Source organism: Methylosinus trichosporium OB3b (assembly GCF_002752655.1).
Taxonomy (GTDB): domain Bacteria; phylum Pseudomonadota; class Alphaproteobacteria; order Rhizobiales; family Beijerinckiaceae; genus Methylosinus; species Methylosinus trichosporium.
Genome location: NZ_CP023739.1, coordinates 129566 through 154498, shown reverse-complemented (window position 1 = coordinate 154498; position 24933 = coordinate 129566). Strand labels below are relative to the sequence as shown.

20 protein-coding genes and 3 pseudogenes are annotated in these 24933 nt (G+C 62.0%); 7 read left to right on the top strand and 16 right to left on the bottom strand.

What is annotated here, in order from left to right; all coding sequences use genetic code 11:
* Window positions 1–15 precede the first annotated feature (15 nt).
* Together CQW49_RS23170 and CQW49_RS23165 are read right to left on the bottom strand one after the other, a co-directional pair.
* The gene (locus CQW49_RS23170) at window positions 16–1188 is read right to left on the bottom strand and encodes a class I SAM-dependent methyltransferase (protein WP_099832060.1); all 1173 of its coding nucleotides are present in this window, start codon (window positions 1186–1188) and stop codon (window positions 16–18) included.
* Between the two features lie 116 nt (window positions 1189–1304).
* Complete coding sequence (locus tag CQW49_RS23165) at window positions 1305–2531, bottom strand: class I SAM-dependent methyltransferase (protein WP_099832059.1); 1227 nt, start codon at window positions 2529–2531, stop codon at window positions 1305–1307.
* A gap of 173 nt (window positions 2532–2704) precedes the next feature.
* Between CQW49_RS23165 and CQW49_RS23160 the strand changes: the two are divergent.
* Window positions 2705–2839: pseudogene (locus CQW49_RS23160) on the top strand (ISAs1 family transposase); the annotation flags it as partial.
* A 48-nt stretch (window positions 2840–2887) separates the two neighbouring features.
* On the opposite strand, the gene CQW49_RS23155 reads toward CQW49_RS23160, so the two are convergent.
* The 4 genes and pseudogenes from CQW49_RS23155 to CQW49_RS23140 all read right to left on the bottom strand — a co-directional run.
* A complete protein-coding gene (locus CQW49_RS23155; RefSeq protein WP_099832058.1) occupies window positions 2888–3559 on the bottom strand; it encodes an IS6 family transposase in 672 nt (223 codons plus the stop codon).
* A 284-nt stretch (window positions 3560–3843) separates the two neighbouring features.
* Window positions 3844–5769, bottom strand: a complete 1926-nt coding sequence (locus CQW49_RS23150; RefSeq protein ID WP_198586455.1) for a glycosyltransferase — start codon at window positions 5767–5769, stop codon at window positions 3844–3846.
* Between the two features lie 135 nt (window positions 5770–5904).
* Window positions 5905–9075, bottom strand: coding sequence for a glycosyltransferase (locus CQW49_RS23145; RefSeq protein ID WP_099832056.1), 3171 nt, complete (start codon window positions 9073–9075; stop codon window positions 5905–5907).
* Window positions 9076–9245: 170 nt separating this feature from the next.
* Window positions 9246–9974 (bottom strand): annotated as a pseudogene (locus tag CQW49_RS23140) (ISAs1 family transposase); the annotation flags it as partial.
* Between the two features lie 76 nt (window positions 9975–10050).
* Between CQW49_RS23140 and CQW49_RS23135 the strand changes: the two are divergent.
* Complete coding sequence (locus tag CQW49_RS23135; protein ID WP_099832054.1) at window positions 10051–10722, top strand: IS6 family transposase; 672 nt, start codon at window positions 10051–10053, stop codon at window positions 10720–10722.
* A 418-nt stretch (window positions 10723–11140) separates the two neighbouring features.
* Here CQW49_RS23135 and CQW49_RS23130 read toward each other — a convergent pair whose 3' ends face one another.
* The 4 genes and pseudogenes from CQW49_RS23130 to CQW49_RS25880 all read right to left on the bottom strand — a co-directional run.
* Window positions 11141–11401, bottom strand: coding sequence for a DUF2164 domain-containing protein (locus tag CQW49_RS23130; protein WP_099832053.1), 261 nt, complete (start codon window positions 11399–11401; stop codon window positions 11141–11143).
* Window positions 11319–11846 carry an SMC-Scp complex subunit ScpB gene (locus tag CQW49_RS26425; RefSeq protein WP_420845636.1) on the bottom strand — a complete coding sequence of 176 codons (528 nt, stop codon included), beginning with the start codon at window positions 11844–11846 and terminating at the stop codon, window positions 11319–11321. Before CQW49_RS26425 ends, CQW49_RS23130 begins: the two co-directional genes overlap by 83 nt.
* Complete coding sequence (locus CQW49_RS25885; protein ID WP_099832052.1) at window positions 11843–12118, bottom strand: SMC-Scp complex subunit ScpB; 276 nt, start codon at window positions 12116–12118, stop codon at window positions 11843–11845. The genes CQW49_RS26425 and CQW49_RS25885 overlap by 4 nt, the downstream gene beginning before the upstream one ends.
* A gap of 115 nt (window positions 12119–12233) precedes the next feature.
* Window positions 12234–12581 (bottom strand): annotated as a pseudogene (locus CQW49_RS25880) (DUF1403 family protein); the annotation flags it as partial.
* Between the two features lie 1017 nt (window positions 12582–13598).
* Between CQW49_RS25880 and repA the strand changes: the two are divergent.
* The 3 genes from repA to repC all read left to right on the top strand — a co-directional run bounded on the left by repA (window position 13599) and on the right by repC (window position 17322).
* Window positions 13599–14828, top strand: a complete 1230-nt coding sequence (gene repA, locus CQW49_RS23115; RefSeq protein ID WP_420845633.1) for a plasmid partitioning protein RepA — start codon at window positions 13599–13601, stop codon at window positions 14826–14828.
* Window positions 14825–15808: a plasmid partitioning protein RepB gene (gene repB, locus CQW49_RS23110; RefSeq protein ID WP_099832051.1), complete on the top strand. Its 984-nt coding sequence runs from the start codon at window positions 14825–14827 to the stop codon at window positions 15806–15808. The genes repA and repB overlap by 4 nt, the downstream gene beginning before the upstream one ends.
* 188 nt (window positions 15809–15996) lie before the next feature.
* A complete protein-coding gene (repC, locus tag CQW49_RS23105) occupies window positions 15997–17322 on the top strand; it encodes a plasmid replication protein RepC (RefSeq protein WP_099832050.1) in 1326 nt (441 codons plus the stop codon).
* A gap of 40 nt (window positions 17323–17362) precedes the next feature.
* Here the strand turns inward: repC and CQW49_RS23100 are convergent, their stop codons facing one another.
* The 4 genes from CQW49_RS23100 to CQW49_RS23085 form a co-directional block, all read right to left on the bottom strand.
* Window positions 17363–18277, bottom strand: coding sequence for a recombinase family protein (locus CQW49_RS23100; RefSeq protein ID WP_099832049.1), 915 nt, complete (start codon window positions 18275–18277; stop codon window positions 17363–17365).
* A 3-nt stretch (window positions 18278–18280) separates the two neighbouring features.
* On the bottom strand, window positions 18281–19201 hold the full coding sequence (locus tag CQW49_RS23095; RefSeq protein ID WP_099832048.1) for a nucleotidyl transferase AbiEii/AbiGii toxin family protein: 921 nt from the start codon (window positions 19199–19201) through the stop codon (window positions 18281–18283).
* Window positions 19198–19821, bottom strand: a complete 624-nt coding sequence (locus tag CQW49_RS23090; protein ID WP_099832047.1) for a type IV toxin-antitoxin system AbiEi family antitoxin domain-containing protein — start codon at window positions 19819–19821, stop codon at window positions 19198–19200. Before CQW49_RS23090 ends, CQW49_RS23095 begins: the two co-directional genes overlap by 4 nt.
* A gap of 329 nt (window positions 19822–20150) precedes the next feature.
* A complete protein-coding gene (locus CQW49_RS23085) occupies window positions 20151–21281 on the bottom strand; it encodes a tyrosine-type recombinase/integrase (RefSeq protein WP_244593424.1) in 1131 nt (376 codons plus the stop codon).
* A 71-nt stretch (window positions 21282–21352) separates the two neighbouring features.
* Here CQW49_RS23085 and CQW49_RS23080 point away from each other — a divergent pair, with 71 nt between their 5' ends.
* Together CQW49_RS23080 and scpB are read left to right on the top strand one after the other, a co-directional pair.
* Window positions 21353–22441 carry a DUF1403 family protein gene (locus CQW49_RS23080; protein WP_099832045.1) on the top strand — a complete coding sequence of 363 codons (1089 nt, stop codon included), beginning with the start codon at window positions 21353–21355 and terminating at the stop codon, window positions 22439–22441.
* Window positions 22442–22450: 9 nt separating this feature from the next.
* Entirely contained in the window at window positions 22451–23164 is a 714-nt protein-coding gene (gene scpB, locus CQW49_RS23075; protein WP_099832044.1) for an SMC-Scp complex subunit ScpB, read from the top strand.
* Between the two features lie 31 nt (window positions 23165–23195).
* On the opposite strand, the gene CQW49_RS23070 is transcribed toward scpB, so the two are convergent.
* Window positions 23196–24059: a patatin-like phospholipase family protein gene (locus CQW49_RS23070; protein WP_099832043.1), complete on the bottom strand. Its 864-nt coding sequence runs from the start codon at window positions 24057–24059 to the stop codon at window positions 23196–23198.
* 86 nt (window positions 24060–24145) lie between these two features.
* Window positions 24146–24865 carry an RNA polymerase sigma factor gene (locus tag CQW49_RS23065; protein WP_244593423.1) on the bottom strand — a complete coding sequence of 240 codons (720 nt, stop codon included), beginning with the start codon at window positions 24863–24865 and terminating at the stop codon, window positions 24146–24148.
* Window positions 24866–24933: the final 68 nt, after the last annotated feature.

Here is a 24933-nt window from a genome sequence, read left to right as displayed (position 1 = left end):
CGTCTTCACAGACGATCAGAGCTCGGCGACTCCGACGAGGCAGCATCCGAAAGTGCGGATGTCCTCGAGGCCGTGCTCGCTCGCGACATAGGGCGGAGTCGTCGTCACGCGCAACGGCGTCGGTTCTGTCAGCGGACCGAACTCGGCCGTGCGAAGGCGGCGGTCGGCGACGTCGAGGCGGGTCTCGCCGCCCGGCCATTGCAGCACCGAGGTCATCGGAAATTCGGCGGTCGCCGGCATCAGGAGACGCAACTGAATCCGCCGTCCGGGCGAGCTCGGCCGCAGCACGAAGCTGGCCTCCGGCATGCACCAGGTCTTCTCGAGCTCGGAGGGAAACACGCCCGACACGAAATCGATCAAATGATAGCTGTCCTTGAGAAAATGCCGGCTGCGGCGCTCACGGATCAGCCGCGTCTGGATATCGCCGAGCACTCTCGCGTAAATGTCGAGCAGGAACGCGCTGCGAAAGGCGGCGACCGCCGCGGGATCGAGCGCCTTACGGGGCTGCGCGCAATAGACCGCATCGGCCGCCGGCAAGCGCGCGCCTCCCCCATAGCGCGGAAGATCGTCGAACACGTCGCGCGCCGGCAGCCTCCGCTCCATGCGCACATCGGCGAAAAAGAATTCGAGCAAGGGGGTCAGCGTATCGGGGCTATATTCGACTAGATGGAAAGGGTTGCGAAACTCGAGAGCGTGAGGACCCTCGTCATGCGTCGGACTCATCAGCAGAAAGACGCCGTCCGGCTGCAGGATTTGGCGCACCCCGTCGATGAAGGCGACCGGATCCATCAAATGCTCGATGGTCTGGCCGGAGGTGACGAAGGCGAAGCTGTCGGGCGCGAAATGGTCCAGCAGTCTTTCGCAATCGCCCCAGAGAAACTGGACACTCGGATAGGTGCGCCGGCACAGGTGCAGACGCCCTTCGTCGAGGTCGAGGCCGACCGTCTCGGCGATGGCCTGCGACTGCGACAGATAGGCCGCGCCATAGCCGCTGCCGCAAGCGACGTCGAGATGCCGGCCGTGTCCACCGGTCGTCTCGAGCGCCCGGCGGAACCAGCGATATTGCAGGATGTGGATGAGTTCATTCAGACTCGCTGCGCGCTCGGGCGTATCCCAGGGGATAGCCCGGGCGTCGGCGAAGTGCATCGCTTCGCCATCGGAGACCGCAATGAACTCAGCCTCTTCCACCGCTTCCTTCCTTCTGATCGCCGCCGCGTCACGACCGGTCTGGTCGGGGCATGATCGTCACGCTACGCCGCCGGGCGCGAACGCTCCACCGAGCATCTCTCCCGGACGATCTCGGATCAGGCGTCGCAGCAGACGAGCCTGATGCCGAGCTCGCGGTTATCCGAGCCGAGGCTGAAAGCGCTCGGAATGAACAGACGCTCGACCCCGAAGGTCAGCTCGATGCGCTCGGCCCCTTGCGCTCCTGCTCGCTTTAGTTCCTCACGGCCGAGCATGATCGTGTGAACGCCCGTCTTGACGCCCTCGGAAAACACGCTGCGGCCGCCGGCCGAGACGGTGAGGCGTTGCGTCTCTCCGTCGGGCACGAACGCCTGCAAAGTGATCGTCAGCGGAGTGGCGGCGCGAGCGACATAGCTCGTCGGCAGCGCGACCTTCGCCTCCCGCCGGATCGACCAGACGCCGCCTTTCTCGGGCATTGCCCATCCCTCTCCGAGCAACGGCGCGCCCGCGCCGCCCTTGCAGAAGTCCACGCGCCCCTCGGGCGCGCCCTCGGCGTCTGAGCCCAGCGGAAAGGCGGCGCGCGGGTCTGCAAAACGCGCGAACAGCGAGGGGCGTCCCGCAAAGACGACGGGATGGAAGGCGCCGAACCGCCGCGCCGGACCCGAAACCAGCATCTGACGATAGGCGGAAGCGACCGCGCTTCGCGCGATGAAGCCCTTGTTGTCGCCATAGACGACCATTTCGAATGTGCCGGCCTTGGACCGAAGCCACTGCAGCACGCCGTCGATGACGCCAGGCCAGCGCGCATTGAACAGGTCGTCGACGATGATGATCCCGCATTCCGCGATCGTCGCGGCCGCGAGCTCGAGATCCGATATCGTATATTCGACCGTATGCGCGCCATCGACGCTGAAGATTGACACGTGCTGACCGCCGAGCGCGGAAATCACTTGTTGCGGCGACACCAATCGGCTGTCGTGGGCGATGATGGTCTGTCGATCCGCCGCGACGTTCAAGCGCGCCATGTTCGAGACGAACGCTTGGCGATTGCCCTTGCCCGAGCCGTCCGGATTGAGATGCTGCGCCTCGAAGACGTCGATAGCGACGCCGCGACTCGACGCTCCCATGGCGAGCGCGAGGCCGAGATAGAAGCGCCCGTGATGAACTCCGATCTCCGCAAAGGTGGCGGGCAGACCGGCGGCGCGCTGGAAGGCGATAAAGCCGGTGATCGCGGTGAGAATGCTGGGCTCCAGCCACCCCTCGACATCCCGATGCCCCCCGGCGCAATAAGCGCCGAACGTTCCGCTCGGCTGAGGGATTGCAAAGTCGGTCGGGTAATCCACCATTCCAGCGTCCTCGTGAACAGCGCGCGCAGCGCTCGCACGACCTCTATCCGGTCATCACGACCTGAGCAAGCGGTGCGGAATGTGGGACAGGGCTCCGAATTCGGGTTAACGGCGGTTAACGGATTGCGCGCGGGGTGATTTCCTGTGGGCGGAGTGATTCTGGAGCCGCCGTCATGAGCCTCGCCTTCGCCGTTTTCAAAGAGAAGTCGCGTCTGAAGGCGCTTCTCGACCATTTCTCGATCATCGACGACCCGCGCGAGCCCTGGCGCGTCGCGCATCCGCTTCGCGAGGTGCTGCTGCTGGCTCTGTCGCAAATTTTGTTTATGGACGCGACGAGCGTATGAGAGTGTTTCAGATCACGCGGCGAGGGCGTAGAACTGCTGTGCTGGACGCAATTTGCCCGTGGTCTGCAACTGGTCCTTTCGGATCATATGCATGAGCTCGATCCCCGAGAGTGTCGCAGCAGCGGATCGAAATGATTTGAAACCCAACATCGGCCGCGTTACTCGCTTCACCGCTCGATGGTCCTGTTCGACGATATTATTGAGATATTTGATGCGGCGGATTTCGATGTCGGCTCCATGCTCCGCATTGTAGCGTTCGATCGCTGCCGTGTTGGCGCCGCTCTTGTCGATCGTGATCTTCTCCGGCTCGCCATGCTGGCCGATCGCCTTGCGCAAAAAGCGCAGCGCGGCTTTGCAGTCCCTCTTGGCCGTCAGCAGGAAATCCACCGTCGCGCCTACCTTGTCGACCGCCCGATATAGATATTTCCAGCAGCCTTTGACTTTCACGTAGGTCTCATCGAGACGCCAGCTGGATCCGATCGCGCGCTTGCGAGCACGGAACTGATTTTCCAGCAAAGGCGCATACTTGACGACCCAGCGGTTGAGCGTGGAATGGTCGACTTCGACGCCGCGCTCTTCCATCATTTCTTCGAGCTGGCGATAGCTCATGGGATACGCCACATACCAGCGGACGCTCCACAGGATCACGTCGCGTTCAAAATGGCTGCCCTTGAAATCGATCATCGCACACGTCCGCCAGCTCCACTGCCACCGATCATAGCCCCAACCGACCCGCGGTAAAAAATTCGCGACAGAACCATTTGCGACAGAGCCGTTCTATGCCCTCGCGGCGTGAGCCGCGTCACTCTCACACGCTCATCGCGTCCATAAACAAAATTTGCGACAGAGCCAAAAGACGCGCAGTCACGAATAGGCGCGGTTCAGTCGCCGCGAAAGCCATTTGGGCTTCCGCGCGACGGTAAGATTCATGGGAAAGCTCCTTCCCCTCGTCAGACGTCATCGAGCGGTCAGCCGTTCCTCAGCACACGTTCCAGGAACACCCGCGTCTGTGCGCCTTCGCGATCCAACGTGTAATTCGCCGACAGTCCTTTGCCATTCGTCCGCAGCCGCTCATAGAGCGGCTCGTCGTCGATGATGCGGCAGATCGAGGTCACGATCTCGCCGACGTCGAACGGATTGATCAGCAGTGCATTGTGCATGTGCTTTGCATAGGAGGTGATGCCGCCGTTCTTGGTGAGAACCGGCGCGACGCCGCAGGCGATGGCCTCGAGGCCGGGGCGCCCGAAGCCCTGAAACGTCGACGCGTCGAGCAGCACTTTCGCACGATTGAGCATTCTCGCGACGCTAGATGCGCTCTCCAAGAGGCCATAGCTCGTGATGCTGGGCGGCAGCTCGCCCGGTTTGAAATTCGAGCCATAGACGCCGAGCGCTATATCGGGACGAATTTCGGCCAATATCCTGAAGGCTTTGAGCGCGGTCGGCCAGTTTCGCCGGGCCGAGGAGGGCCTCGCCATGGTGAGGACGAGGTTTTCGCGCGGCTGCCGATAGTCGGCGAAGATATCCGTGTTGAGGCCGATCGGAATGATCTCGGTGTCGCCGCCATAGGCGTCGAGCTTCTCCTTCAGCCAGCTGGTCTTGCAGATGCGGTCGCTGATCAATTTATAGGTCGCCTCGGCCAGCCGGGCCCGCATCGGATCATCGGTATGAAAATCGGGCTCGTAATCCTGCACGAAATAGGCGGCCCGCTTCGCCTTGCCGACATTGGTCAATTTGATCGCCGAATAGGCGGTCGTCCAATGAGTCGCGACGACGACATCGACCTGCGGACAATTCTGGATCAGCTCGGCCTCGTTCTCGAAGAAGAGTGGATTGAAGTAGCAGGCGCAATAGCGCAGGACCGATTTGTCCCCTGCCTTCGTCACCGCGATATTCGCGCGCACGCCCTGCATGACGAGGCGGTTCACCACCTGAATGACGGAGATGATCCCTCCGTAATGCGCCAATGACGGCAAGATATAGAGAACAGACAATCCGTCTGCGGCGGCGCTTCGCGCATAGACGTTATCGACGGCGCTGTCAGTGCAAGCGAGCTCGTTCTTGAGCCCGCGCAGAGGGTCATTGAATTTGAACCATTTTTCGAGAGCCGAAAATTGCTCACCCCATCGGCTGCGGAAAATGCGTTCGTTCTTCTCCATGTTCATGTTGCGGGCGTCGGCCCCGAATGAGGACCAGCCGTGATGAAAGACGAACAGCCCCGGCGCGCAGACGACGCGCAAGCCGGCGTCCAAAACCTTCATGCAGAAATCGGTTTCTTCCCAATAGCCGGGATCATAGACCGGATCGAACGAGCCCAGGCGCAGCAGCGCCTCGCCGCGAACCGCAAAACAGAAGCCCGACGCGTTCTGGATATCGCGGACGCTGAGACCATTGGCCCGCCACAGTCTGTCCGCCAGCGAAAACACCGTATGCCCGGACGGAAACGGAATGCGTGTCCAATTGGCCCAGACGGACACCGGGTTGATGACTGCGATTTTAGGGTCGGACTGGAACAGAGCTCTGACGATATCGAAAAAATTCTCGAAGATGATCGTGTCCGAGTTCTGGCAGATCACGATATCCGCCTTCGACAGCTCCAACCCTTGATTGATCGCCTTCAGATAGCCTTCGTTCTGCTCCTTGTGAATGATCGTGCAGCGAATCGTGCCGGCGTGTTCGGCGTCGAGCCATTCGCCCACATGCGGATGGCTCGCGTCATTGACGACGATCACATTGACGAGGTCGTCACGGTGGGCGACGACGCTCTTGATGCACTCGCGCACCTGATCGAGAGCATTGTATACGGGTATAATGATGTCGATGGACAGCGGACGCCCGGGCGCGCCGCCGATCGGAGCGGGCGTTTGCTGAACCGCATTCTCATTTTCGGCATCCATGCCCGTTTGCTCCACCTTCAACCCTCCGTCCATGGATGCGGCGCATGGCTCTCGCACGCAGCCTCGTCGACGCGTCGCCATACAATGGCCCTTCGACAGCGCCCGGAGGCCCTGCGGCGAAGCGCCAGCCCGAGCCTATTTGCCCGTGGTCGACCTCAGACTCTCGAACAAGCTCGCATAGCGTTCCTGAAGACGAAACGGGTGCCACTCCTCCGCCAAGCTTCTGTTCATGAATTCCATATGTTGGGTGAGAGAACTCGCGCACATCCGGTTCATCGTGTGGACCAGTCCCTCGACATCGTTGTTCGGGAACACGAAGCCGTTCTCTTCGTCCACGAAGATTTTGCCGAGCCCGGTCTCGGTCGGCACGATGATCGGCTTGCCGAAGCTGATGGCCGTCGCGCAGGCGCCCGAGGCCCAAACGGCCTTATGAGTGAAGACGCAGGCGTCGGCGGCGGCGATGTAGAGAGCGAGCTCTTCATCGTTGAGGAGTCGATCCACCAGCATGAGGTCCGACAATGCGGACGCCTCCCGAAACTCGGCGTCGTGGAGTTTCCACTGACCGGTGATCATGAGGAAGGCGTTCGCGTATCGACTATCGTCCCGGAATCGCCGCCAGGCGCGCAGCAGGAGTCCGATGTTCTTATACGGCTTTATCTCGCCGAAGTGGTGGAAGATGAGAGCGTCTTGCGGCAGCTTCAGGATCTTGCGGGCCACCTGCTTGTCGATGAACGTGTTGAAGTGATGAGTGAGGCCGTGATGCGGCGTGACGTGAATCGGAACCGTCGGGCAGAACTGCCGGATCCAGGGCACGGCGTGCTCGGCATGAGTCACGATGAGGCTCAATATTTCGTCGAGCTTGAAATAGAGCTCATAGTCGGCGTCCAAATGGCGGGCGTCATAAGGTATCTGATTATGCCAGGTATGAACGACCGTGTTGCCAGACTGCCGCATGGCGGACAGGTTTTTGACCAGGCCGACCATGCGGGTTTTTGTCGAGAGGTCGTTTCCCGACACGTGGTAGAAGGGCTCGAGCTGATGAAACCAGAACATCAGGCCTTTGCGCTTCTTTGAAAAATCCGCCATCGCATCGACGTCGGTCGCAAATCGGAAGTCCCATCCCGCTTCCTTGAAAGCGGTAGGCAGCTGCGAATAATAAGGATTGCGCGGCTTTTGCGGGGTCATCTGCACGATGACCGGCGAATTCGCCGTCGCAGCGACGAGCGTGTCCCTCGGCGCGTCGTATTTGCCATTGCCCAACGAGGCTATGCCGTTGCCGCCTTCGGTGAAAAATGAAGTGGACAGGGCTTTTTCCGGATGGGCGGCGAGATAATAGCGCTTTTGAAATTTGGAGCTGGGATTGCCGGCGCCGGTGCGGACATAGTGCTCAAGCGCGGATATTTTTCCGTCCCAAATCTGTGGAAATTGCAGAGCATAATAGTGAGTGTCGAACTGCGGATGTGGATTCGATCGTTCTCTTATATCTGCTGCGAGATAGGCGGCGAGCGGAGCGATGTTTCGCTTTTGGGGAGCGTTCGGCTGATCGGCGAAAAAGGCCGGGTCGAACAAGGGATGCGGGGACTGCCCCCATAACGCCGCGTCGCGCAGATAGGCCAGGAGCGGGCATTCGTTCGCGCTGTCGATTCGTTCGGGACGAAACAGAGGCGACGGCGGAATAGTCCAAGCGTTTTCGTCGGTGAGATAGCAAAGCAGCACGTCCGCGACCTTGCGCGAGCGCGGCGGAATGTTCAGCGCCTTCGCCACATCCATCGTCGAAAACAGGCGATGCGGATCGATGCGAAAATCGTCGCTGGTCGTCAATATCTCGATGGCGCTTCGCGACTCCACTGGAACATCGTACAATAATCGATACTGGAGATTGACGTAATCTTCGTCGATCAGGGGGTGCGGGCTCGATCGGTCCGGCCGCGTCGAATAATCGACGAGGAGATTGCGTAGGCCCGGGAGTCGTTGTCGTCCATCGGCGTCGAGCTGCGTCTCGTACCAGGACGGTGAAAACAGCGGATGCGGAGCGAAGCCCGTATAGCCGGACCGGTCATAGAGAGACCAGGTCGCGGCTTGGATCTCCTGGCGGGAGAGATCTTTCAATTCGCTCGGATCGATGCCGATCTGCGCCAAATAATGCAGACCGTCGAAAATTGCGGGGACGTCGGCGGCCTCGGGTGCGCCGGAGACCTGCGCCTCGACCTTGATTGCGTCCGGTGCGTCTTCGGCCGCCACGCGCACAGTGCAGGAGAAGCGTATCTCGCCGATTCCACGAAACGATTCGAAGTCCAGGACGATGGCGTGTCCGCACAGGCTGTCTTCTGCGCGCGGAAACGAAATGGTGGCGCGGCGGGAGAGAACCAGATTGCGGATGGTCGCCCGTCGCTCGCAGGTGGGGCTGTCGATCGGATGTCCGGCGACATCGACGGGGAGGACGCCGATCTCCGCGTTCACGACGCCCGACGACGTCTCCGCATGATGCGACAGCTCCAGGGTCACGTCGGCGGCGCGCCAGCTCGTCGCGGCCGCGAGCTGCTCGATGGGGATCAGCACCCGCCCGCGGAAATCATCGCCCGGGAGCGGGAAAACGCCGGAAAGCGCGAAGGCGCCGGAGGCCTCGTCGGAAGTCGCCTGCATATTCGACAGGCCGGCAGCGCCCGGAATGTCGAGATAGGCGCAAACGAGATCGGACTCTTGCGCTCGGCAGTATCGCGCCGGCGCACAGGTGTAGTTGCCGGGAGAGGAATCGAATCTCAATGACACAGGGCTGATATAGAAAGGCGGCGTGAAGGGCGGAAACTCAAGCACGATCACGCTCGGAATATCGTCGGGAATGGCGTTCACATCGAGCGCGACAGCGACTTTTTTCCGTACCTCTCCAGTCCAGGTTTGATTTTTCTCGAAATCGACGAGCTTCGTAAAGAACTGCTTCCGCTCCCGATTCACCATGATCGATATATTGACCAAGGAGAGCGAATCGGCGTCACGCAGAGGCCCGATGTAGAAGCTCACTTCGACGACGGCCGCATCCGAGCCGGATACTGTGATCAAATCTTTCAAATCAACGGGAAGCTGGAGCCGCGTATAGTGCGTCGTGCTCGACAGGTCGAGCGACAGATAGGTGCTCTTGATCGGAGCGAACCCTCGTTCCGTCGGCTTGATGACGACGCTCTTGCTGTCGATTTTTTCTCTAAAAAAGATGCTGTAAGTGTTGTCGATCGATTTATAATGGCCCGTTGAGCCTTCTTCGGCTTGCGCGACACGCTGGCTGATCCGGAACGGATAAGTGACCACTTTCATCGACCTTCTGCATCATTACTGGGTCTCCGGCCTGACTAAAGCTTATGAGTTTGCCTGTCAACGCAGGCTTTTGGCCACTCGGGAGGGACGGCGTCTCTCTTGCGCGCATTCGGCGAGCCGCGCTGCGCTGCGATCGATCGCGTCCCACATTCCAGGGCTCCGAATCCGGGTTAACGGGCTGAGGCTCCCAAGGCGATGGCGAGATAATCCTCCTGCCAGCTCGCGATTTTTCTGCGGAGCTTGATGCTGGTGCGTGTGGGCTTTGTGGCCTTTCGTTGCGGCTTCATGGGCTTGCTCTCGGGCTCTGGCGCCGTGCGGATCATGTTGACCGCGAAATGCCTGACGACGGCCATGTTCCGCGCGCCATGGCCTTTGCGCAAGCGGGATTGGTCCTCGGCGAAGACGACGTCGAGAACCCAGTGCAGCTGGTTCTCTATGCCCCAATGGCCGCGCACGGCCTCGCCCGCCCGCTTCGCCGGGAGAAGGGCCGAGGAGATGTAGTAGCGCGTCTCGAAGCGGCCGCGGTCGGAAAGCTCGGCCTGCGATTTGACGCGAATGATCGTCGCGGCGTTCGGCAGACGCAACTCGCCCGGAAAGCGGCGCTCGCCGTTCAGCCAATCGACCTCGGTGATGACGCTCACGCTGCGCTGCTCGATGCGGCCATGGCCCTTGTCGAAATCGACGCATGTGTCGATCCGCGTCGCGGCGGAAAAAGCGCTCTCGATCTCGGCGCGCAGGGTCGGCTGATTGGCTTTGACGGCCAGCAGATAATCGGCGCCCTTGTCCACGATCGCCTGGGCGATCCTGGCGTTGGTGGCGATGGCGTCGATGGAGACGAGCGCGCCCTTCAGCGAGCCGCCTTCGGAAAGGCGATCGAGCAGGACGGGAATGGCCGATAGTGGTTCTGTCGCGAATTTTTTACCGCGGGTCGGTTGGGGCTATGATCGGTGGCAGTGGAGCTGGCGGACGTGTGCGATGATCGATTTCAAGGGCAGCCATTTTGAACGCGACGTGATCCTGTGGAGCGTCCGCTGGTATGTGGCGTATCCCATGAGCTATCGCCAGCTCGAAGAAATGATGGAAGAGCGCGGCGTCGAAGTCGACCATTCCACGCTCAACCGCTGGGTCGTCAAGTATGCGCCTTTGCTGGAAAATCAGTTCCGTGCTCGCAAGCGCGCGATCGGATCCAGCTGGCGTCTCGATGAGACCTACGTGAAAGTCAAAGGCTGCTGGAAATATCTATATCGGGCGGTCGACAAGGTAGGCGCGACGGTGGATTTCCTGCTGACGGCCAAGAGGGACTGCAAAGGCGCGCTGCGCTTTTTGCGCAAGGCGATCGGCCAGCATGGCGAGCCGGAGAAGATCACGATCGACAAGAGCGGCGCCAACACGGCAGCGATCGAACGCTACAATGCGGAGCATGGAGCCGACATCGAAATCCGCCGCATCAAATATCTCAATAATATCGTCGAACAGGACCATCGAGCGGTGAAGCGAGTAACGCGGCCGATGTTGGGTTTCAAATCATTTCGATCCGCTGCTGCGACACTCTCGGGGATCGAGCTCATGCATATGATCCGAAAGGACCAGTTGCAGACCACGGGCAAATTGCGTCCAGCACAGCAGTTCTACGCCCTCGCCGCGTGATCTGAAACACTCTCATACGCTCGTCGCGTCCATAAACAAAATTTGCGACAGAGCCAGAAACTGTGACCGGCGACGAAAGTCTCCCGAGCGTGGTCAGGTTGCGGCGGCGCGAGCAAGGGCGAGCACAGCGTCAGGGTAGACACCCAGGGCGCGGCGCCGGCGACGAGATCGAAGCCCCCGCGTCGTGGCAGGTCGAGTTTTCGACGCAAGCGCTGCAAGGGTTTCATCCATAGCTGAATGAAAGCGCCGAAAACCTTGCCGATGATGCGGTTGTATGCCCGCGCGAGCGCGGTCTTCGGCGTCGATATGAATGACCCGCCGACCGGTGACGAGGGGGTGAGAAATGCGGGTTAGCGCCCATGGCCGCCTTTGACCGTCGCGGCAATCGAAATCTTGCCGACGGCCTATCATGTCCGGATCAGCGTCGCCGGCGATTCCTCCAGTACCCGAACTCGTCCTCATGAATCTCGACATCCAGCTCCGCTACGCGGGCTTGCAGCCTGCTCTGCACATCCGCGACCGCCTTGTTGTAGATAATTGGACCGATCTCCTCGACGAGGAATCGGAGCAGGCCCTCTGCTGCTAGATTTCCGATCTCATTGTCCATGTTCTCTTCGAAGTAGCGTCGAATCGACAAGACCGCTTCCTTCGTAGACTCTTTCGGTATCTCGATCGCCACCGCGCGTTCCTTTCACGCATAGAGCTTCGCTACTTCCGAGCCGATCGACGCGTCGCCCCGGTCGACACCGTTTGGCGTGTAAGACTCGGCGATGACAGGTGCCTTTCTCACATCGCGCGAGAAAACGTCCGGCCCGTCGATTGGAGACCCGTCCTCGGCTGCCGGACGCTCTGAGCGCCAGAATCACCAATCCGCCGATTGATGTCCATCCCCGTCGGCGAAGTTGGCGGCGTCCTCGTCCGTCTGCCGCTCGTCGTCGGGGAGGTCGACGTAGGCTGGCGAGGTCGAAGGCCTCCAGAAATTTCCGCGTCGTGACATAGGCAAAAGGCGCGCCGGGCTCGGGCGCGCGCAACGCCCCGTCGATGAGTTGGAGACCCTTCAGCCGGCTGATGACATCGCGGCTGATCTCTCGGCCGGCGAGCCGCGAGAGCTTCGCCCGGGTCACGGGCTGCAGGAGGCGATGGCGGTCAGGGCCAGCAATTCGGTGGGCGTCAATTCGGGCGCGCCGCTGTCGCGCAGCACGCCCGCGGCTGCCACGCGGATCGGGCCGGCGAAACGCGAGAACGTGCGAAACTGCCCGCCGCCGGCGACGAGGACGATGTCGTAGGGGGCCCCGCGCAGCTCGTTGAGATTGGACCCCTGCCCGACCAGCCGTGCCAGGGTCTCGCGCGGCGCCGGATCGCGCGCGGAAAAAATTGCCGCCTCGACACGGCCCATCTATTCGCGCCAGCGCCCCGGCTCGGGCAGGTCGGCGAGATCCGCGTCGAAAGACACATCCGGGCGGCTTTCTGGGATCGGGTCCCTGGTGTCCTCCGAGTCGGTAAGGGCGAAAAGCCGGGCGGCCCGACAATTCGCGCACGGTGCCGAGTTGGAAGAGCCGATCGAACACCCGGCGCGGAGCGCGGTCCGAGAGCCGCGCCGACCGCGCCGCGCGGGCCAGCGAAACGGCGTCGTCGGCGAGCAGCAGCTCGACGACGCGGCCGGCGCCCTTGGCGTGGAGTTTCGGCGGGACCGCCAACAGCCTGTTCAGCGGCGAGCGCCAACGCGTCCCGCGCCGCCAACGCGACGGTGCCGGCCAGCGCGTCCGGCCAATCCGGATCGCTCGGCCGCGGGCGTCGGCTCGGAGCGCTACGCAGCTCCGGCCGCATACGCGTTGCGGCGGCGGCGACCGGCCGCTCATCAGGCGAGGATTTCCGCCTCGGAGCGCCGTGTCGTCGGCACCTTCGCGCCAGCACGACGCCAGCCGTCGCCGCCGCGGCGAGTGGCTGATCGTGACCCGCGAGAGCGCTTTGGAGCGCGCCGGCGAGCGCCGGCCACCAGAGATTGGGGGGCAATCGACGATCGCGGCGGCGGCCGCGAGTGCGGCGGCGTCCAACGTCGCCGGTCGGCCCTGCGACGGCGCGCCATAATCGGCGAACGCGGTCGGCTGAGCTGGTCCCGTCCGCGCCGGAGGCGTGGGGCTCGGCGTCGCGCAAGGCGGCTTCGTCCTCGCGCGAGCGCAACGACGTCGCCGACGCGTTACGCCTGCGGGCGTAACGCGTCGGCGAAGCTGACATCCCTCGCCGGCCTCACATCGATCCCGAACGGCTGCAGCGAGCTCTGCGGGTCTCTATACCGCCGGCCTAGAACATTTCCGCAGCGTGATCGCCGGGCTACCGCGCGTCGATCTCGATGGCGTCACGCAATCGGTCATCGCCAAGTGTCGCCTTGCCTTTCTCCGTGATCGGATCAAGGCTGCGTGCGTGGTAGCACTGGAAAAAGTGCAGCGCGAGAATGGCTCATCGCGCTTCGCGGTCTCTGCGCAGTCAATTGCCGGCCCCCTACCAGACTGAAGTCGTCGTCTAATCGACCCTCCGTGTCTGGCACCATGCATTCTCGCCCCGCGACGATTGGAAGTGGTGTCATGGGGGCCCGTTAAGAGAGTCTCCCATCTGCCACCGCATCGGCCATTTTGTCACAGACGGCGGAATTCAAACTGCAAAGGGTTTGCAGGGAAGGTTGGTGATGGCCAGCCGCTGCTAAAGAATGAGTCGGCTGTTGGCCGCGGCCAACTCAACGTGCAGTTTCGCCTTAGAATCCCGACGACGTCCGTTAATTTCCGTTTACGATAAATTTATTGCTCTCCTAGGCGAATCGTGGCTTTCTGATACGGAAGAAATCTGATTTGGCGCCTGCAACCGTATCGAGAGAAGAAGCCGTGGACACGGACGTTCGCCGTTCCAACATTGTCCCTCCGCAAGGGGAGACGTCGGATATCCGTATTTCCGCGCAGGCAAGACTGCTGTCGGAGCAACTTCAGTCTCTCGGAGCTCGCCTCTTTCCACCGGACAGCCACAAGTCCTTACGTTCCTTCTCATCGGGTGAGGCAGCGAAGTTGTTGCGCGTCTCCGACGGATATTTGCGGCAGCTCTCGCTAGACGGGATTGGACCAATTCCCGAAACCAGCTCGTCGGGTCGGCGCTCTTACACCTTGGTTCAAATCAACGAACTCCGTCGCCATATCGCTTCGGCGAAGCCACGGGAGGCTCAGGTGGTTTTGCCACGGCGGCGCCCCGGCGAAAAGATGCAGACGATCGCCTGTACAAACTTCAAGGGCGGTTCCGCAAAGACGACGACGTGTCTGTATTTGGCGCAGTATCTCGCATTGTCGGGCTTTCGCGTTTTGGCCGTCGACCTCGATCCGCAAGCGTCCCTGTCGACGATGCTCGGTCTCCAGCCGGAGTTCGACCTGAAAGAAGGCGACACAATTTACGGTGCAATTAGATACGACGACCAACGTCGGCCAGTACGCGACTGCATCCTCAAGACCTACTTCGACGGCCTCGATTTGATACCTGGCAATCTGGAGCTCATGGAGTTCGAGCATGAGACACCGCAAGCGCTGTCCTTAGGCCAGCATCCGGCCGGAGGCATGTTTTTCCAGAGACTGGGACGCGCGCTTGCGGAGATTGAGACCGACTATGACGTTGTGGTCGTCGATTGTCCGCCGCAGTTGGGCTACCTCACCCTTGGAGCTTTGTGCGCCGCCACTGCCCTTTTGATCACAATTCATCCGCAGATGGTGGACGTGGCTTCCATGTCCCAATTCCTTCTCATGGCCTCGGATCTGATGGCGGTGGTTCGCAAGGCGGGGGGCGATCTTCGACATGACTTCATTCGTTATGTGATTACCAGACACGAACCGCACGACGGACCTCAGTCGCAGGTCGTGGCCTTACTTCGCGGACTGTTCGGCGATGAGGTCTTGGCCGCAACAGTTTGGAAATCGACAGCGATCGCCGACGCAGGACTGACCAAGCAGTCTCTCTACGAGCTTGATCGAGGTGCCGTTGGCCGCGCCACCTATGACCGCGCGCTCGAATCTCTCGAGGCGGTCAACAGCGAAATTCTTGGCCTCATCCTCCGCGCTTGGGGAAGGATCACATGACCCGCCGCAATGTGCTCAAGTCAATTTTCGAAGAACAGTTGGCCGCGGCCAACCCGGGGACTAAGGCCGAAGCGCAGGGTCGAGACCGCGTTCTGGCTGGGCCCGTGCGCACGATGAGCCTCACGCTAGATAAGATCGAAGAGGAGTCCCGGGTTCTTCAAGAAGCGCTGGCGACTGGAGCCTCTGTGGTCGATCTCGACCCGCAGCTCGTGGATGTTTCGTTCATTCGAGATCGCTTCCCCTCGGCCGATGATCCCGCGTTCGCCGCGCTAAAAGAATCGATGCGCAGCCATGGGCAAGAAGTCCCAATATTAGTGCGACCGCACCCAGGACAGGGCGGCCGATATCAGGCGGCATATGGGCATCGAAGAATAGCGGCGGCGCGCGAACTCGGTCTGAAGGTCAAAGCTGTCGTTCGCAGCCTGGACGACCAACAACTCGTTCTTGCCCAGGGGATCGAAAATTCCGTTCGGAGGGATCTCTCTTTCATCGAGAGGGCGATTTTTGCTAAAACTCTGGAGGATAGCGGTTACGACAGACCAGTCATTATGGCCGCCTTGTCGACCGACAAGACCGAACTTTCGAAAATGATCTCCGTGGCGCGCGCGGTCCCCGAGGATTTGGCCAAGGCCATCGGTTCGGCGCCAAAGGCGGGGCGTCGCCGATGGCTGCAGTTGGCCGATCTACTGCAGAGTGAGGATGCGGTTCGCCGTGTTGAACTCGTACTCGCAGATCCCGACATGACTCGCGACTCCGACGCGAGGTTCATCCGAGCACTCAGCGCGGCCAGTGAGAGAGAGGCCGCACGCTCGACCACGCGGATCTGGAAAAACTCGGCGGGCACGCCGCTCGCGCGCATCAGCCGTGACAAAAAGACGACCGTCGTGCGCTTTGACGAAAAAGCGGAACCCGATTTCGCAGGTTTCGTATTAGAGCGTCTCGACGCTCTCTACGAGGAATTCCGCTCGCGTCAAAGTTGAGCGGGAGTTGAGTTCGTTCCCCGATTTACAAAGGAGTCCATCGCAAAAGAAAAAGGCCCCCGAAACGTCGTCCCGGAAGCCCTTCTCATAGTGTCGCAACTGAGAGAATCCCACTTCCGCGAATCGCTGTCAAGAGTCGGCGCCGTTTTGGCGAGCAGATTTCTTTTGCCTGAACGAGGCAAGGGATCATGCAGATGCAACCAACGACGCCCTTTGGGCGGCGGCCGCTGTCGCTCGCCATGGTGGCAAGTCAGACGGCGACTGAGAATTTCACCACCAAGCCAGGCGCATCCGAAACCGTCGTCCACAAATGGCGGCTGTTTCGGGCGCTCACCGAAGCCAAAGAGCCGCTCGGCATCACCGAGCGCGCGCTATCGGTATTGCACGCGCTTTTGAGTTTCCATCAGGAGACCGCTCTCTCTTTGCCCGAGTGCGATTCGAGGGCCGGCGAAGCGGCCCCCGGCATCGTCGTATTCCCTTCCAACAGGGAGCTGTCGCTTCGCGCCCACGGCATGGCGCCAGCAACGCTGCGGCGGCATCTCGCCTGCCTTGTCGACGCAGGCTTGATCATCCGCCGAGACTCCCCGAACGGAAAACGCTTCGCCCGAAAAGGGCAGGGCGGATCCATAGAGGACGCGTTCGGCTTCGACCTCGCGCCGCTCGTCGCGCGCTCCAGCGAGATCGAAAATCTCGCTGAGGAGGTCCGGGCCGAGAACCGCGCGATCGCGCTGCTGCGCGAAAGGATCACGCTCACCCGTCGCGACATCGTCAAAATGATCGACACCGGATTGGAGGAGGGGGTCTCAGGCGACTGGGACGGCGCGCATCAGCAATATGCGGCACTCTCGGGTCGCTACGGGCGGGGGCTTTCCCGCGCCGATCTGGAGGCTTTGGCCGGCGATCTTGCCAGGCTGGCGGCCGAAATCCACAAGCCATTGGAAGCTCACGTAAAAGTTCGAAATATGAGCGGCAATGAGTCTCAAACTGAGCGGCACATACAAAATCAAACCACAAACTCTTTCGATCTTGAACCGCGCCTTCAAGAAGGCAGGGCCAATCCGTCCGAGCCAAATCTCGAAACAAGCAGGGGACCGATCGAGCGAGCGCCTGAAATATCCTCGGATCGATCTGTGACAGCCGATCCCAAGCCAGCGCTTCGGACCTATCCTCTCGGCATGGTGCTGGAGGCCTGTCCAGACATCGTCGATTACGGCAATGGCGGCGAAATTTCCTCATGGCGGGACTTGGCGACAGCCGCGGCGACGGTGCGCTCGGCCCTCGGCGTTTCGCCAGACGCCTGGTCGCAGGCCGTGGACGTCCTGGGCGAGCATGACGCTTCGATCGTCATCGCCGCCATCCTGCAACGCGGTGAGGAGATCAGGAGCGCCGGCGGCTATCTCCGCGTCCTGACGGAAAAGGCGAGGGCAGGGGAGTTCTCGCTCGGGCCGGTGCTGATGGCGCTGTTGCGCGGCAAGGCCGCAAAGGCGGCGCGCCAACGCAAGAGGACGGGATGACGTGGGGGATGGGTTTTCGGACGCGCGGCAGTCCGCTCGCTCACGGAGTTTCGGCGGCGAACAATTGGAGTTTTTCGGCGCGATCGAGCAGGCTTTTGACGGAGGAAGGCGCCCAGCGCGCTCCTCCGCGCGGCGTGCGCTCATACATGGCTTCGAGCTGCGCGCCGATTTGCGCGAGCGTCAGATCGGGATTGGCCCGCTTGATCCCGGCGACGAGCGTGACGAGCCGTTCGCTGCTGATTTTTCGGCTGGCGGCTTGATGGAGGAGCCTGGGCTCGATCAAGCCCTCGGCGACGAAGCATTTGACCGCGCGCTTCAGGCGCTCGGCGGTCCATTGGGGCAGGGGAGCGTCGGTGGCGCTCTCGCGCTTGGCGTTGAGCACGCGCACGACATCCTGCCAGCGATGATCCGGGCGCATTTGCCGGACGACCGGCAGCCAATGTTCGGCCGTTCGATTGACGCGCTCGAAATAGTTCGCCGCCTTGGCGTCGACGATGCGCTGGATGGCGTCGCGATCGCCGGCGCGGAGCTTTGGATTGCCGCCGACGCGGCCGCGCTTCTTGGCGGCGCGCAAGCCGTCCTTGGTGCGCTCCTGGATCAGGGCGCGCTCCAACTCCGCCACGGCGCCCAGAACCTGCAGGGCGAAACGGCCTTGTGGGGTCGTGGTGTCGATCGGATCGGCGAGCGATTTGAAATGCGCGCCCTTGGCGTCGAGCTCGGCGATCACGGACAGGAGATGCGACAGCGAACGGGCCAATCGGTCGAGCCGCGCGACGACCAGAACGTCGCCGCGGCGCACGCGCGAAAGGGCCTTGGCCAGTTCCGGCCGCGAGGCTTTCGCCCCCGACATATGCTCGCGAAAAATCTCGACGCAGCCGGCCGCCTTCAGCACATCCGTCTGGGCGTCCGTGACCTGCTCCTCGGTCGAGACGCGGGCGTAGCCGATCAGGGGCACCGATCAATCTCCCCAAGGCCCGCCGACCGGCCATTTTCCTGGAGTGGTCCGTTCGTCGGCGGCGGACTGAAGGACCGGCATCAGAAATGAGGCGATCGACGGGATAATTTGGGTCAGGGGCTCCGGCGCCATCGCGATCTCGGTGCGCCGAAGGAAGGCCCGCCACTGTGTTTGCTTGACCGGATCCGCAGCGAACGCCTCTGAAAGTCCGAATGGAATTTCGGTCGGCAGCATCGTTCCGCGGCGCTCGAATGTCGCCCGTATCGCTTTGGTCAGCACCAGCCCATCGAAGGCGAAGGTCCGACTGATCGCCCAGAGATCGTAGAAATCCTTCATCCTGCTGTTGGCCACGCCGAGCGATACGAGAGCCTCGAGCTTTTCCGCGACGACTGTCTCTGGCGGGTAGGCCTTGAGTTTCGGCGCCGGCATTCCGATCAGCGATGGATATTCGATCTCCTGCGGGGCAGGGGTGATGGCGTCGCCGAATCCGATGTCCACTTGGATCGGGAGCCGAGCATTGGCGATCGAGGCGTCGAACATGATCCGAACGCCTGCATATTCGTCTTGTGGTCGCGTCGGCTCGGCGCGCAAAGTGTCGGATCGGAAGGCGACGCCGTCTTCGACGACTTCGACCTGAATGATTGCTCGAAAGACGGAGATCAATTGTTCGATCTCGGGGTTGCCTGTCCCGAAAAGATCGAGGTCTCCAGTCGCGCGATAAGGCGTCGGCCCCCACAGGCTGAAGAGCATGGCGCCCTTCAGGACGAACCGTTCTCGATGTTGTGAAGCGCTCAGCCGGTAAAGGAGCCTTTCGATCGCGTAGCGGGTCAGGATCAGCTGAACATTCTCGCCGGCGGCCCGCGCACGCTGGGTCAGCCGGTCTCGCACGGAGGCGGGGACATTCTTGAGCGGCTCTCGTGTCACGAGAGCGCCTCCAGATAAGGCCGCATGACATTCTGGACGCGATCGATGGCGGCGTAACGCCAGATTTCGTCGCGCGTGGCCCGCTTTTTCGTCAGGCAGTCCCGAAGCGCCTCGATAGCCACGTCGAGACCGATTTTGCCGCGATATTTGAAACAGTCGGCCACGGTTTTCGCAGGCGATGTGATGGGGACGACCACCCGATCGACGAGCTGCTGCTCGACTCCGGCTTTCAGCGCCTCACCACTGGCGCGCAGAATCTTCAGTGTGACGGGCGATCGCCTCGGCGCCCATGCCTTTGAAGGCAGGAGCATCCAGACCTGGGACGGGAGCTGGGTCGTCAGTTCATGGAACTGGAGAGCCGAAAGCAGTCCAATGACCCCGCTGGGAACAGATTTGGCAGCCTCGGCGAGACTGTGATGCGCGCTGATTTGGCTGTTGGCGAGCGCGTAGAGGCCCCTTCCGGGTTGCGTGAGTAGTCCCTCGTCCCGGAGGCGTTGAAGGTAGATGCGCGGAACTCCTGCCGCTTCGAAATCCCGCGAACGAGCTATCCCGCGGTCGCGAGCGACGGCGAGGGCGAGCTCCTTCAGGCTTTTGGCCTGGATCGTGGGCGATTGTTGCATTAATCAGGTTTATATCATGAAACACCTATATTACGCAACAAACATTCCAGAACTAGAATGCGCTTCCGAAGGCCGAAGTTCGCCGCTCCCGCGCAGGGGCGAACTGGAGAAACGCCCGAAAAACTGCCTTTGTCGCCGATTTGCGGGCCGAAAACTCGCCTTCAGGGCCATTCCGAGGCTTGCTTTCGGCGGCCGCGGCCACGCATTTGTCGGTTTTGCTTAAAAAGTTCAATTTGAAGCCGTAAGTCAAAATCATGTGGCGGCTTTTGACTTAGCACTTCAATGCCAACCCCTTTCTCTCTGTTGAAACTAGACGACTTTTCCGGCCTTCACAGCCCGGCGGCCTTGGTGAGGTTGACCTTGAACCGGTCGCGTTTACGCTGGTATCGGCGGGTCATCTCGGCGCTGGCGTGGCCAAGGTGCTTTTGCACATGGGCTTCTTCGATTTGCGCCGACGAGGCGAGGCCCGCGCGCAGACTGTGGCCGCCGAAGGCGCACTTGCGTTCGCCTTCTGTGAGATCGCCCCGGATTCCCGCCTTCATCGCGGTTTTTTGCACGAGACGGGCGACGTGCTTGTCGGTCAACCGCTCGGAAGCGACGCCGCCGTTCTTGCGCGCGATGGGCCGAAACAATGGGCCGTTTGCGATACGACCCAGGCGCATCCAGGTTTCGAGCAAAGCGACCGGGCAGGTTTCGGGACGGGAGCCTCGGCCGATCTCGACCTCGCGCCAGCCGGTCTTGCCGTTGATTGTCAACAGCGCGCCGCCGTCCAGAAACTCGACCCAGCCGGTTCCATCCTCGGTCTGCTCGGGGCCGCAGTCGAGGCCGACGATCTCGGAGCGGCGCAGGCCGCCTGCGAAGCCAAGGGCCAGGATGGCGCGGTCGCGCAGGCCGCGCAGGTCCATGTCGAGAGTGGCCAACATGGCGAGCAACTCGTCGGCGAAGATCGCCGCCTTTTGCACGGGCGGGCGGCCGTGGCGGCGGCGGATACCGGCGAGAACAGTCGATATGTGGCGGTCGCGGGAGTCGAGCGGCCCGCCGAGTTGGCGGTAATGCCAACAAATCCCAGAGAGGCGGCGCTCCAGCGTGACGACGCTGACGCCGGCGTCGGCGCAGGCGGCGAGGTAGAGCCCGACCGTCTGCGGGTCGGGCGGCGACTGCGGCAAGCCTTGGCGGCGCAGCCAGGACGAAAAGTGCCGCCAGTCGGCGTCATAGGCGCGCTGCGTATTGTTGGCCCGCGCAGCGCGTGCGTAGCCTTTGGCCGTCTCGGCGAGGGCGGCGAGAGGATCGCTGCGTGTGGGAGGGGAGGGCGGAGAGGCGTCGTCGGACGTTGTTCCGTCTTTGTTCGCATTTTCCCGACGCCTCGGAGAGACTTCGAGGGGGTCGTTTTCGGCAATTTTATCGGGCATTGCTGGGGTTCCGAATCGCGTCCGATAAGATAAGGTTATCGGACATTCCATTCATCCGACAAGCGCGGCGGATTTGGCGCTGAACCACGTGACAAAGCGCCGCCTTGGGTTATGCTAAGGCCATGGTTCGATTCGATCCCCCAGACCCCTTCGACGACGAAATCCCCGCCGCCGACTCGCGCGGCGCGGCGCCGGTCGCCTTGCCGCGGCGGCGCTCGCGCCGGCGCGCCGCGCCCAGTTCCGCGCCGGCCAACCCGCTGTTACGGCAAATGTTTCCGTCCTGGGCGCGGCCGTCGACAACTGGCGTTGTAGGCGCCGACGCGGGCTTCGAGGCGGCGTTCCGCGCCGGCGCCGGCCTCGCTTTGCTCGACGCGATCGTGCGCGAAAATCCGCCGTTCGCCGGGGCGCTGCGCCAGCGCCTGGCCTTGCGCGCCGCGACCGCCCGCGCCGCCCTGGCGCGCCATCGCGAGGATTCTTCCGCGCTGCGCGACGCCGAGCATCTTTCGCCCAACGCCGGCGGGAACGCGCCCACCAGTCCGGCCGGCCGCGTCCATCGGCTGTGGCGCGGTTTCGCCGCGCGCCCGGCGGGGTTCGACCAACAAATCCTGCGCGGGGCCGCCGATCTGCTCGAACTGCCGCGGGACCTCGATTTCGAGGCGCTCGCCGAGGCGCTGCGCCATCTCTTTGAAGACGAAAAAAATCCGTTGGCGGCGGCGGCGCGCGCCGGTTCGACGACGACGCGAATGCTGGACGGCGCGCCGCGCCTCGAGGCCGAGATTTTGGCGCTGTGGCTGAGCGATCTGATGCTGGCGCGAAAGCTCGGTTGGGACGCGCCGGTTCCACTCCTCGCGACGGCGATCGCGCGGCCGTCGTCGCGGTCGGCGGGCCGCCGGCCGCGCGCGGGCGACGCCGATTGGCCGCTCCATTGCGCCACGGCCGTCGCGCTCGCCGCGCGGGAGGCTCATGGGCTCGCCGCCGATCTTTCTCGGCGATCGGCGAAGCTGTTGAGCGTCGCGCCAAAGCTGAGGGCGAAAGGGGCGGGGCGAGTGATCGAAATGCTGCTCGCCGACGACGCGGTTTCTCCGGCGACCGCGGCGAAAGCCGCGAGGCTGTCGGATCGCGCCAGCCGGCGTCTATTCGATCGGCTGGTCGAGCTCGGCGCCGCGCGCGAATTGTCGGGGCGGCCCAGTTTTCGGCTCTACGGCTTATAGGGATCAGCGATGAGCCGTCCCAAAAGACGTGAGCAAGAACCGCTGTTCGATCCCGAGCTGGCCGACCTGCCGGAAGGCGCCCGTTGGCGCGAATGGCTGGGCCGCGTCGAGGCGGCGATCTTCGCCGCGCTCGATCCCGTGCCGCGCGAAGCGCTCGCCAAGATCGTCGGGAAGAATTGCAATCTCGACGATCTCCTCGCCGACATTCGCGACGAATTGCGCCCGCGTCCCTATGAACTGGTCCAGGTCGCCGGCGGCTGGCAGCTTCGCACGAAATCGCGCTACGCCGGCGCCATTCGCGCGCTGGGCAACGGCGCCAGGGACGCCGGGCCGCCAGAACTGACGCCGACCGAACTGCTCACCGTCACCGCGATCGCCTACCTGCAGCCGGCCACCCGCGCGGAACTGTCGCGCCTCATCGGCAAGGAGGTCAGCCGGGACATCATTGGCCGGCTCAAGAGTCTGGACCTCATCGCCGCCGGTCCGCGCGCGCCGGAACCCGGCGCGCCCTATGCCTATGTCACGACGCGCAAATTCCTGGAGGTGTTCGGATTGGCCAGTCTGCGCGATCTGCCCGACATCGAAAGTCTCGAGGATGCCGGTTTGTTGCAACGACCAGAGCCAGAAATCGAGATAGATGGGGCGCTGGGAATTCAGGAAGGGGATTCTGACCGCATTGACGAGGCAGTAATTTATTGGAACGAGTCGTCAGACACCGAATGAGCGTGCGTATTGATTGGCGTGCGAGCTTTCGTTAACCATGGTGGCGATGCGCCGCGAGCTCCTGTGGGAGCGCCCTGCGCGTCAACCCGCCGTGCTCGATCCATTTTGTCGTCGAGCGAGCTGCCCGCTCGATAAGTTCTTTCGACGCCGAAAAATCGTATCGGGACACCTCGAGTGGGCAAAGCATCGGCGCGAGATGCAACTGGATGGTTTCGGGGACTAGCGTCATTTCATGCTTGAGCTGCCATGTTATCATCAACGTGATTGCATGCAGGGCCTTGGCCACCACCCCTTTTGGCGATTCTTTCAGCGCGGAGGCATAACCTGTCGGCAACACGATGATTCGTGACGCTCCGAGTTCGGCTGCGATCCGGATGGGCGTATTGGCCGCGATTGCGCCGTCCGTTAGCGGCCGGCCGTCGATATAGACGGGCGGAAATACGCCCGGGATCGCCGTGCTCGCGAGAATCGCCTCAACCGCCGGACCGCTGGAGAGACAGACGCTCAGCCCCTGCAGATCGGTCGCCACGACATGCAGGGGAATCGCCGCCTCCTCGAGACGAGCATAGGACAGATGCGTCTCGATCAGACGGCGCAATCGGCTGGGATTGATGATATTGTCTGGATACCTGAGCAGGCCGAAGGCGCTCGCCGAGCTGAACGGAAAAATGTCCGCGCGTCGCAGACCAGACCAGATCCGCTCCAGACTCGCCACGCCTTCGGCGTTTGGCGCGCTGGCGAAATAACTTGCATTGATCGCCCCGACTGAGGCGCCGACCACGAAATCCGGATGCAATCCAGAAGATAGCAGGGCACGCAACATGCCGACCTGGATCGCGCCGAGGCTTCCTCCGCCCGCGAAGACAAATGCCGTTTTCCCCGCGGTTACAGTCATGACAGAAGTTCCCTTCAATTCGCGATTGACGCGCCCGAAACGTTCGCCCTGGTCGTGAAAGTTTTGGGATTGAGAGGGAACAAAGTCTAACTCTTGTCTTGCAACAGTCCAATCCTGGCCATCACACGATTGGACAGTTCTTTGCATCGTGCACCATCGAAGGGGAACACGTCGGAGAGCGCAATCAGGAAGTTTTTCTCAAGCTCCTGGCGTATCAACGCGCGGGCGCGGTGCAGTCTTGTTTTGACAGTTGCTTCTGGAATTCCGAGCTGTTGCGCGACTTCCGCGCCGCGCATTTCTTCAACGCTGCGCAAGACGAAAACCGTGCGAAAGTCAGGTGGTAGTGTATCGATCGCCCGCTCGAGCAAATGCCGAACCTGGGTCCTTGACATTGAGCTTTCCGGATTGGCCCCGCAGCTGGGCAGCATGATCACGCTCGACATTTGATGCTCGTTTGTCTCGTCCAATTCTACGGTTGGCCTTGTGCGCCGTTTTCGGCCAAGCGCCTCGTTCAGGACAATGCGGACCAACCAAGTGGAGATCGCGGATTCGTTGCGAAAATCCGCGATATGGGCATAGGCGCGCGTCCAAGCCTCCTGAACAATATCCTCGGCCTCGCCATTATCGCCTGTCATGGCCCTCGCGGTACGATAGAGTTTGCGGTTGTAGCGCCGCATAAGCTCGGCAAAAGCTCCAGCATCGCCTGTCGCCACACGCGCGATGATGTCGACATCCGCCAGCTTCGTCCAGTCTGCGTCCGCGATCCTTGTCTGATTTTTTTTCATTGCAGCCCAACTGGCATCCATTCCGACTACTATCAGATGCGGCAGAAACAGAGAGGTTCCCGCAATTTATCGGGAACCTTTGGATTGTC

Excerpts from the sequence above, each read along its gene's own strand:
- CQW49_RS25885 (WP_099832052.1), bottom strand. The coding sequence starts at position 12,118 with ATGGGCCGTGTCGAGGCGGCAATTTTTTCCGCGCGCGATCCGGCGCCG.
- CQW49_RS23165 (WP_099832059.1), bottom strand. The coding sequence starts at position 2,531 with ATGGTGGATTACCCGACCGACTTTGCAATCCCTCAGCCGAGCGGAACG.
- repC (WP_099832050.1), top strand. The coding sequence starts at position 15,997 with ATGCAGATGCAACCAACGACGCCCTTTGGGCGGCGGCCGCTGTCGCTC.
- CQW49_RS23085 (WP_244593424.1), bottom strand. The coding sequence starts at position 21,281 with ATGGAATGTCCGATAACCTTATCTTATCGGACGCGATTCGGAACCCCA.
- CQW49_RS23065 (WP_244593423.1), bottom strand. The coding sequence starts at position 24,865 with ATGGATGCCAGTTGGGCTGCAATGAAAAAAAATCAGACAAGGATCGCG.
- CQW49_RS23090 (WP_099832047.1), bottom strand. The coding sequence starts at position 19,821 with ATGCAACAATCGCCCACGATCCAGGCCAAAAGCCTGAAGGAGCTCGCC.
- CQW49_RS23070 (WP_099832043.1), bottom strand. The coding sequence starts at position 24,059 with ATGACTGTAACCGCGGGGAAAACGGCATTTGTCTTCGCGGGCGGAGGA.
- repB (WP_099832051.1), top strand. The coding sequence starts at position 14,825 with ATGACCCGCCGCAATGTGCTCAAGTCAATTTTCGAAGAACAGTTGGCC.
- CQW49_RS23135 (WP_099832054.1), top strand. The coding sequence starts at position 10,051 with ATGATCGATTTCAAGGGCAGCCATTTTGAACGCGACGTGATCCTGTGG.
- CQW49_RS23145 (WP_099832056.1), bottom strand. The coding sequence starts at position 9,075 with ATGAAAGTGGTCACTTATCCGTTCCGGATCAGCCAGCGTGTCGCGCAA.
- CQW49_RS23155 (WP_099832058.1), bottom strand. The coding sequence starts at position 3,559 with ATGATCGATTTCAAGGGCAGCCATTTTGAACGCGACGTGATCCTGTGG.
- CQW49_RS23080 (WP_099832045.1), top strand. The coding sequence starts at position 21,353 with ATGGTTCGATTCGATCCCCCAGACCCCTTCGACGACGAAATCCCCGCC.
- scpB (WP_099832044.1), top strand. The coding sequence starts at position 22,451 with ATGAGCCGTCCCAAAAGACGTGAGCAAGAACCGCTGTTCGATCCCGAG.
- CQW49_RS23150 (WP_198586455.1), bottom strand. The coding sequence starts at position 5,769 with ATGGATGCCGAAAATGAGAATGCGGTTCAGCAAACGCCCGCTCCGATC.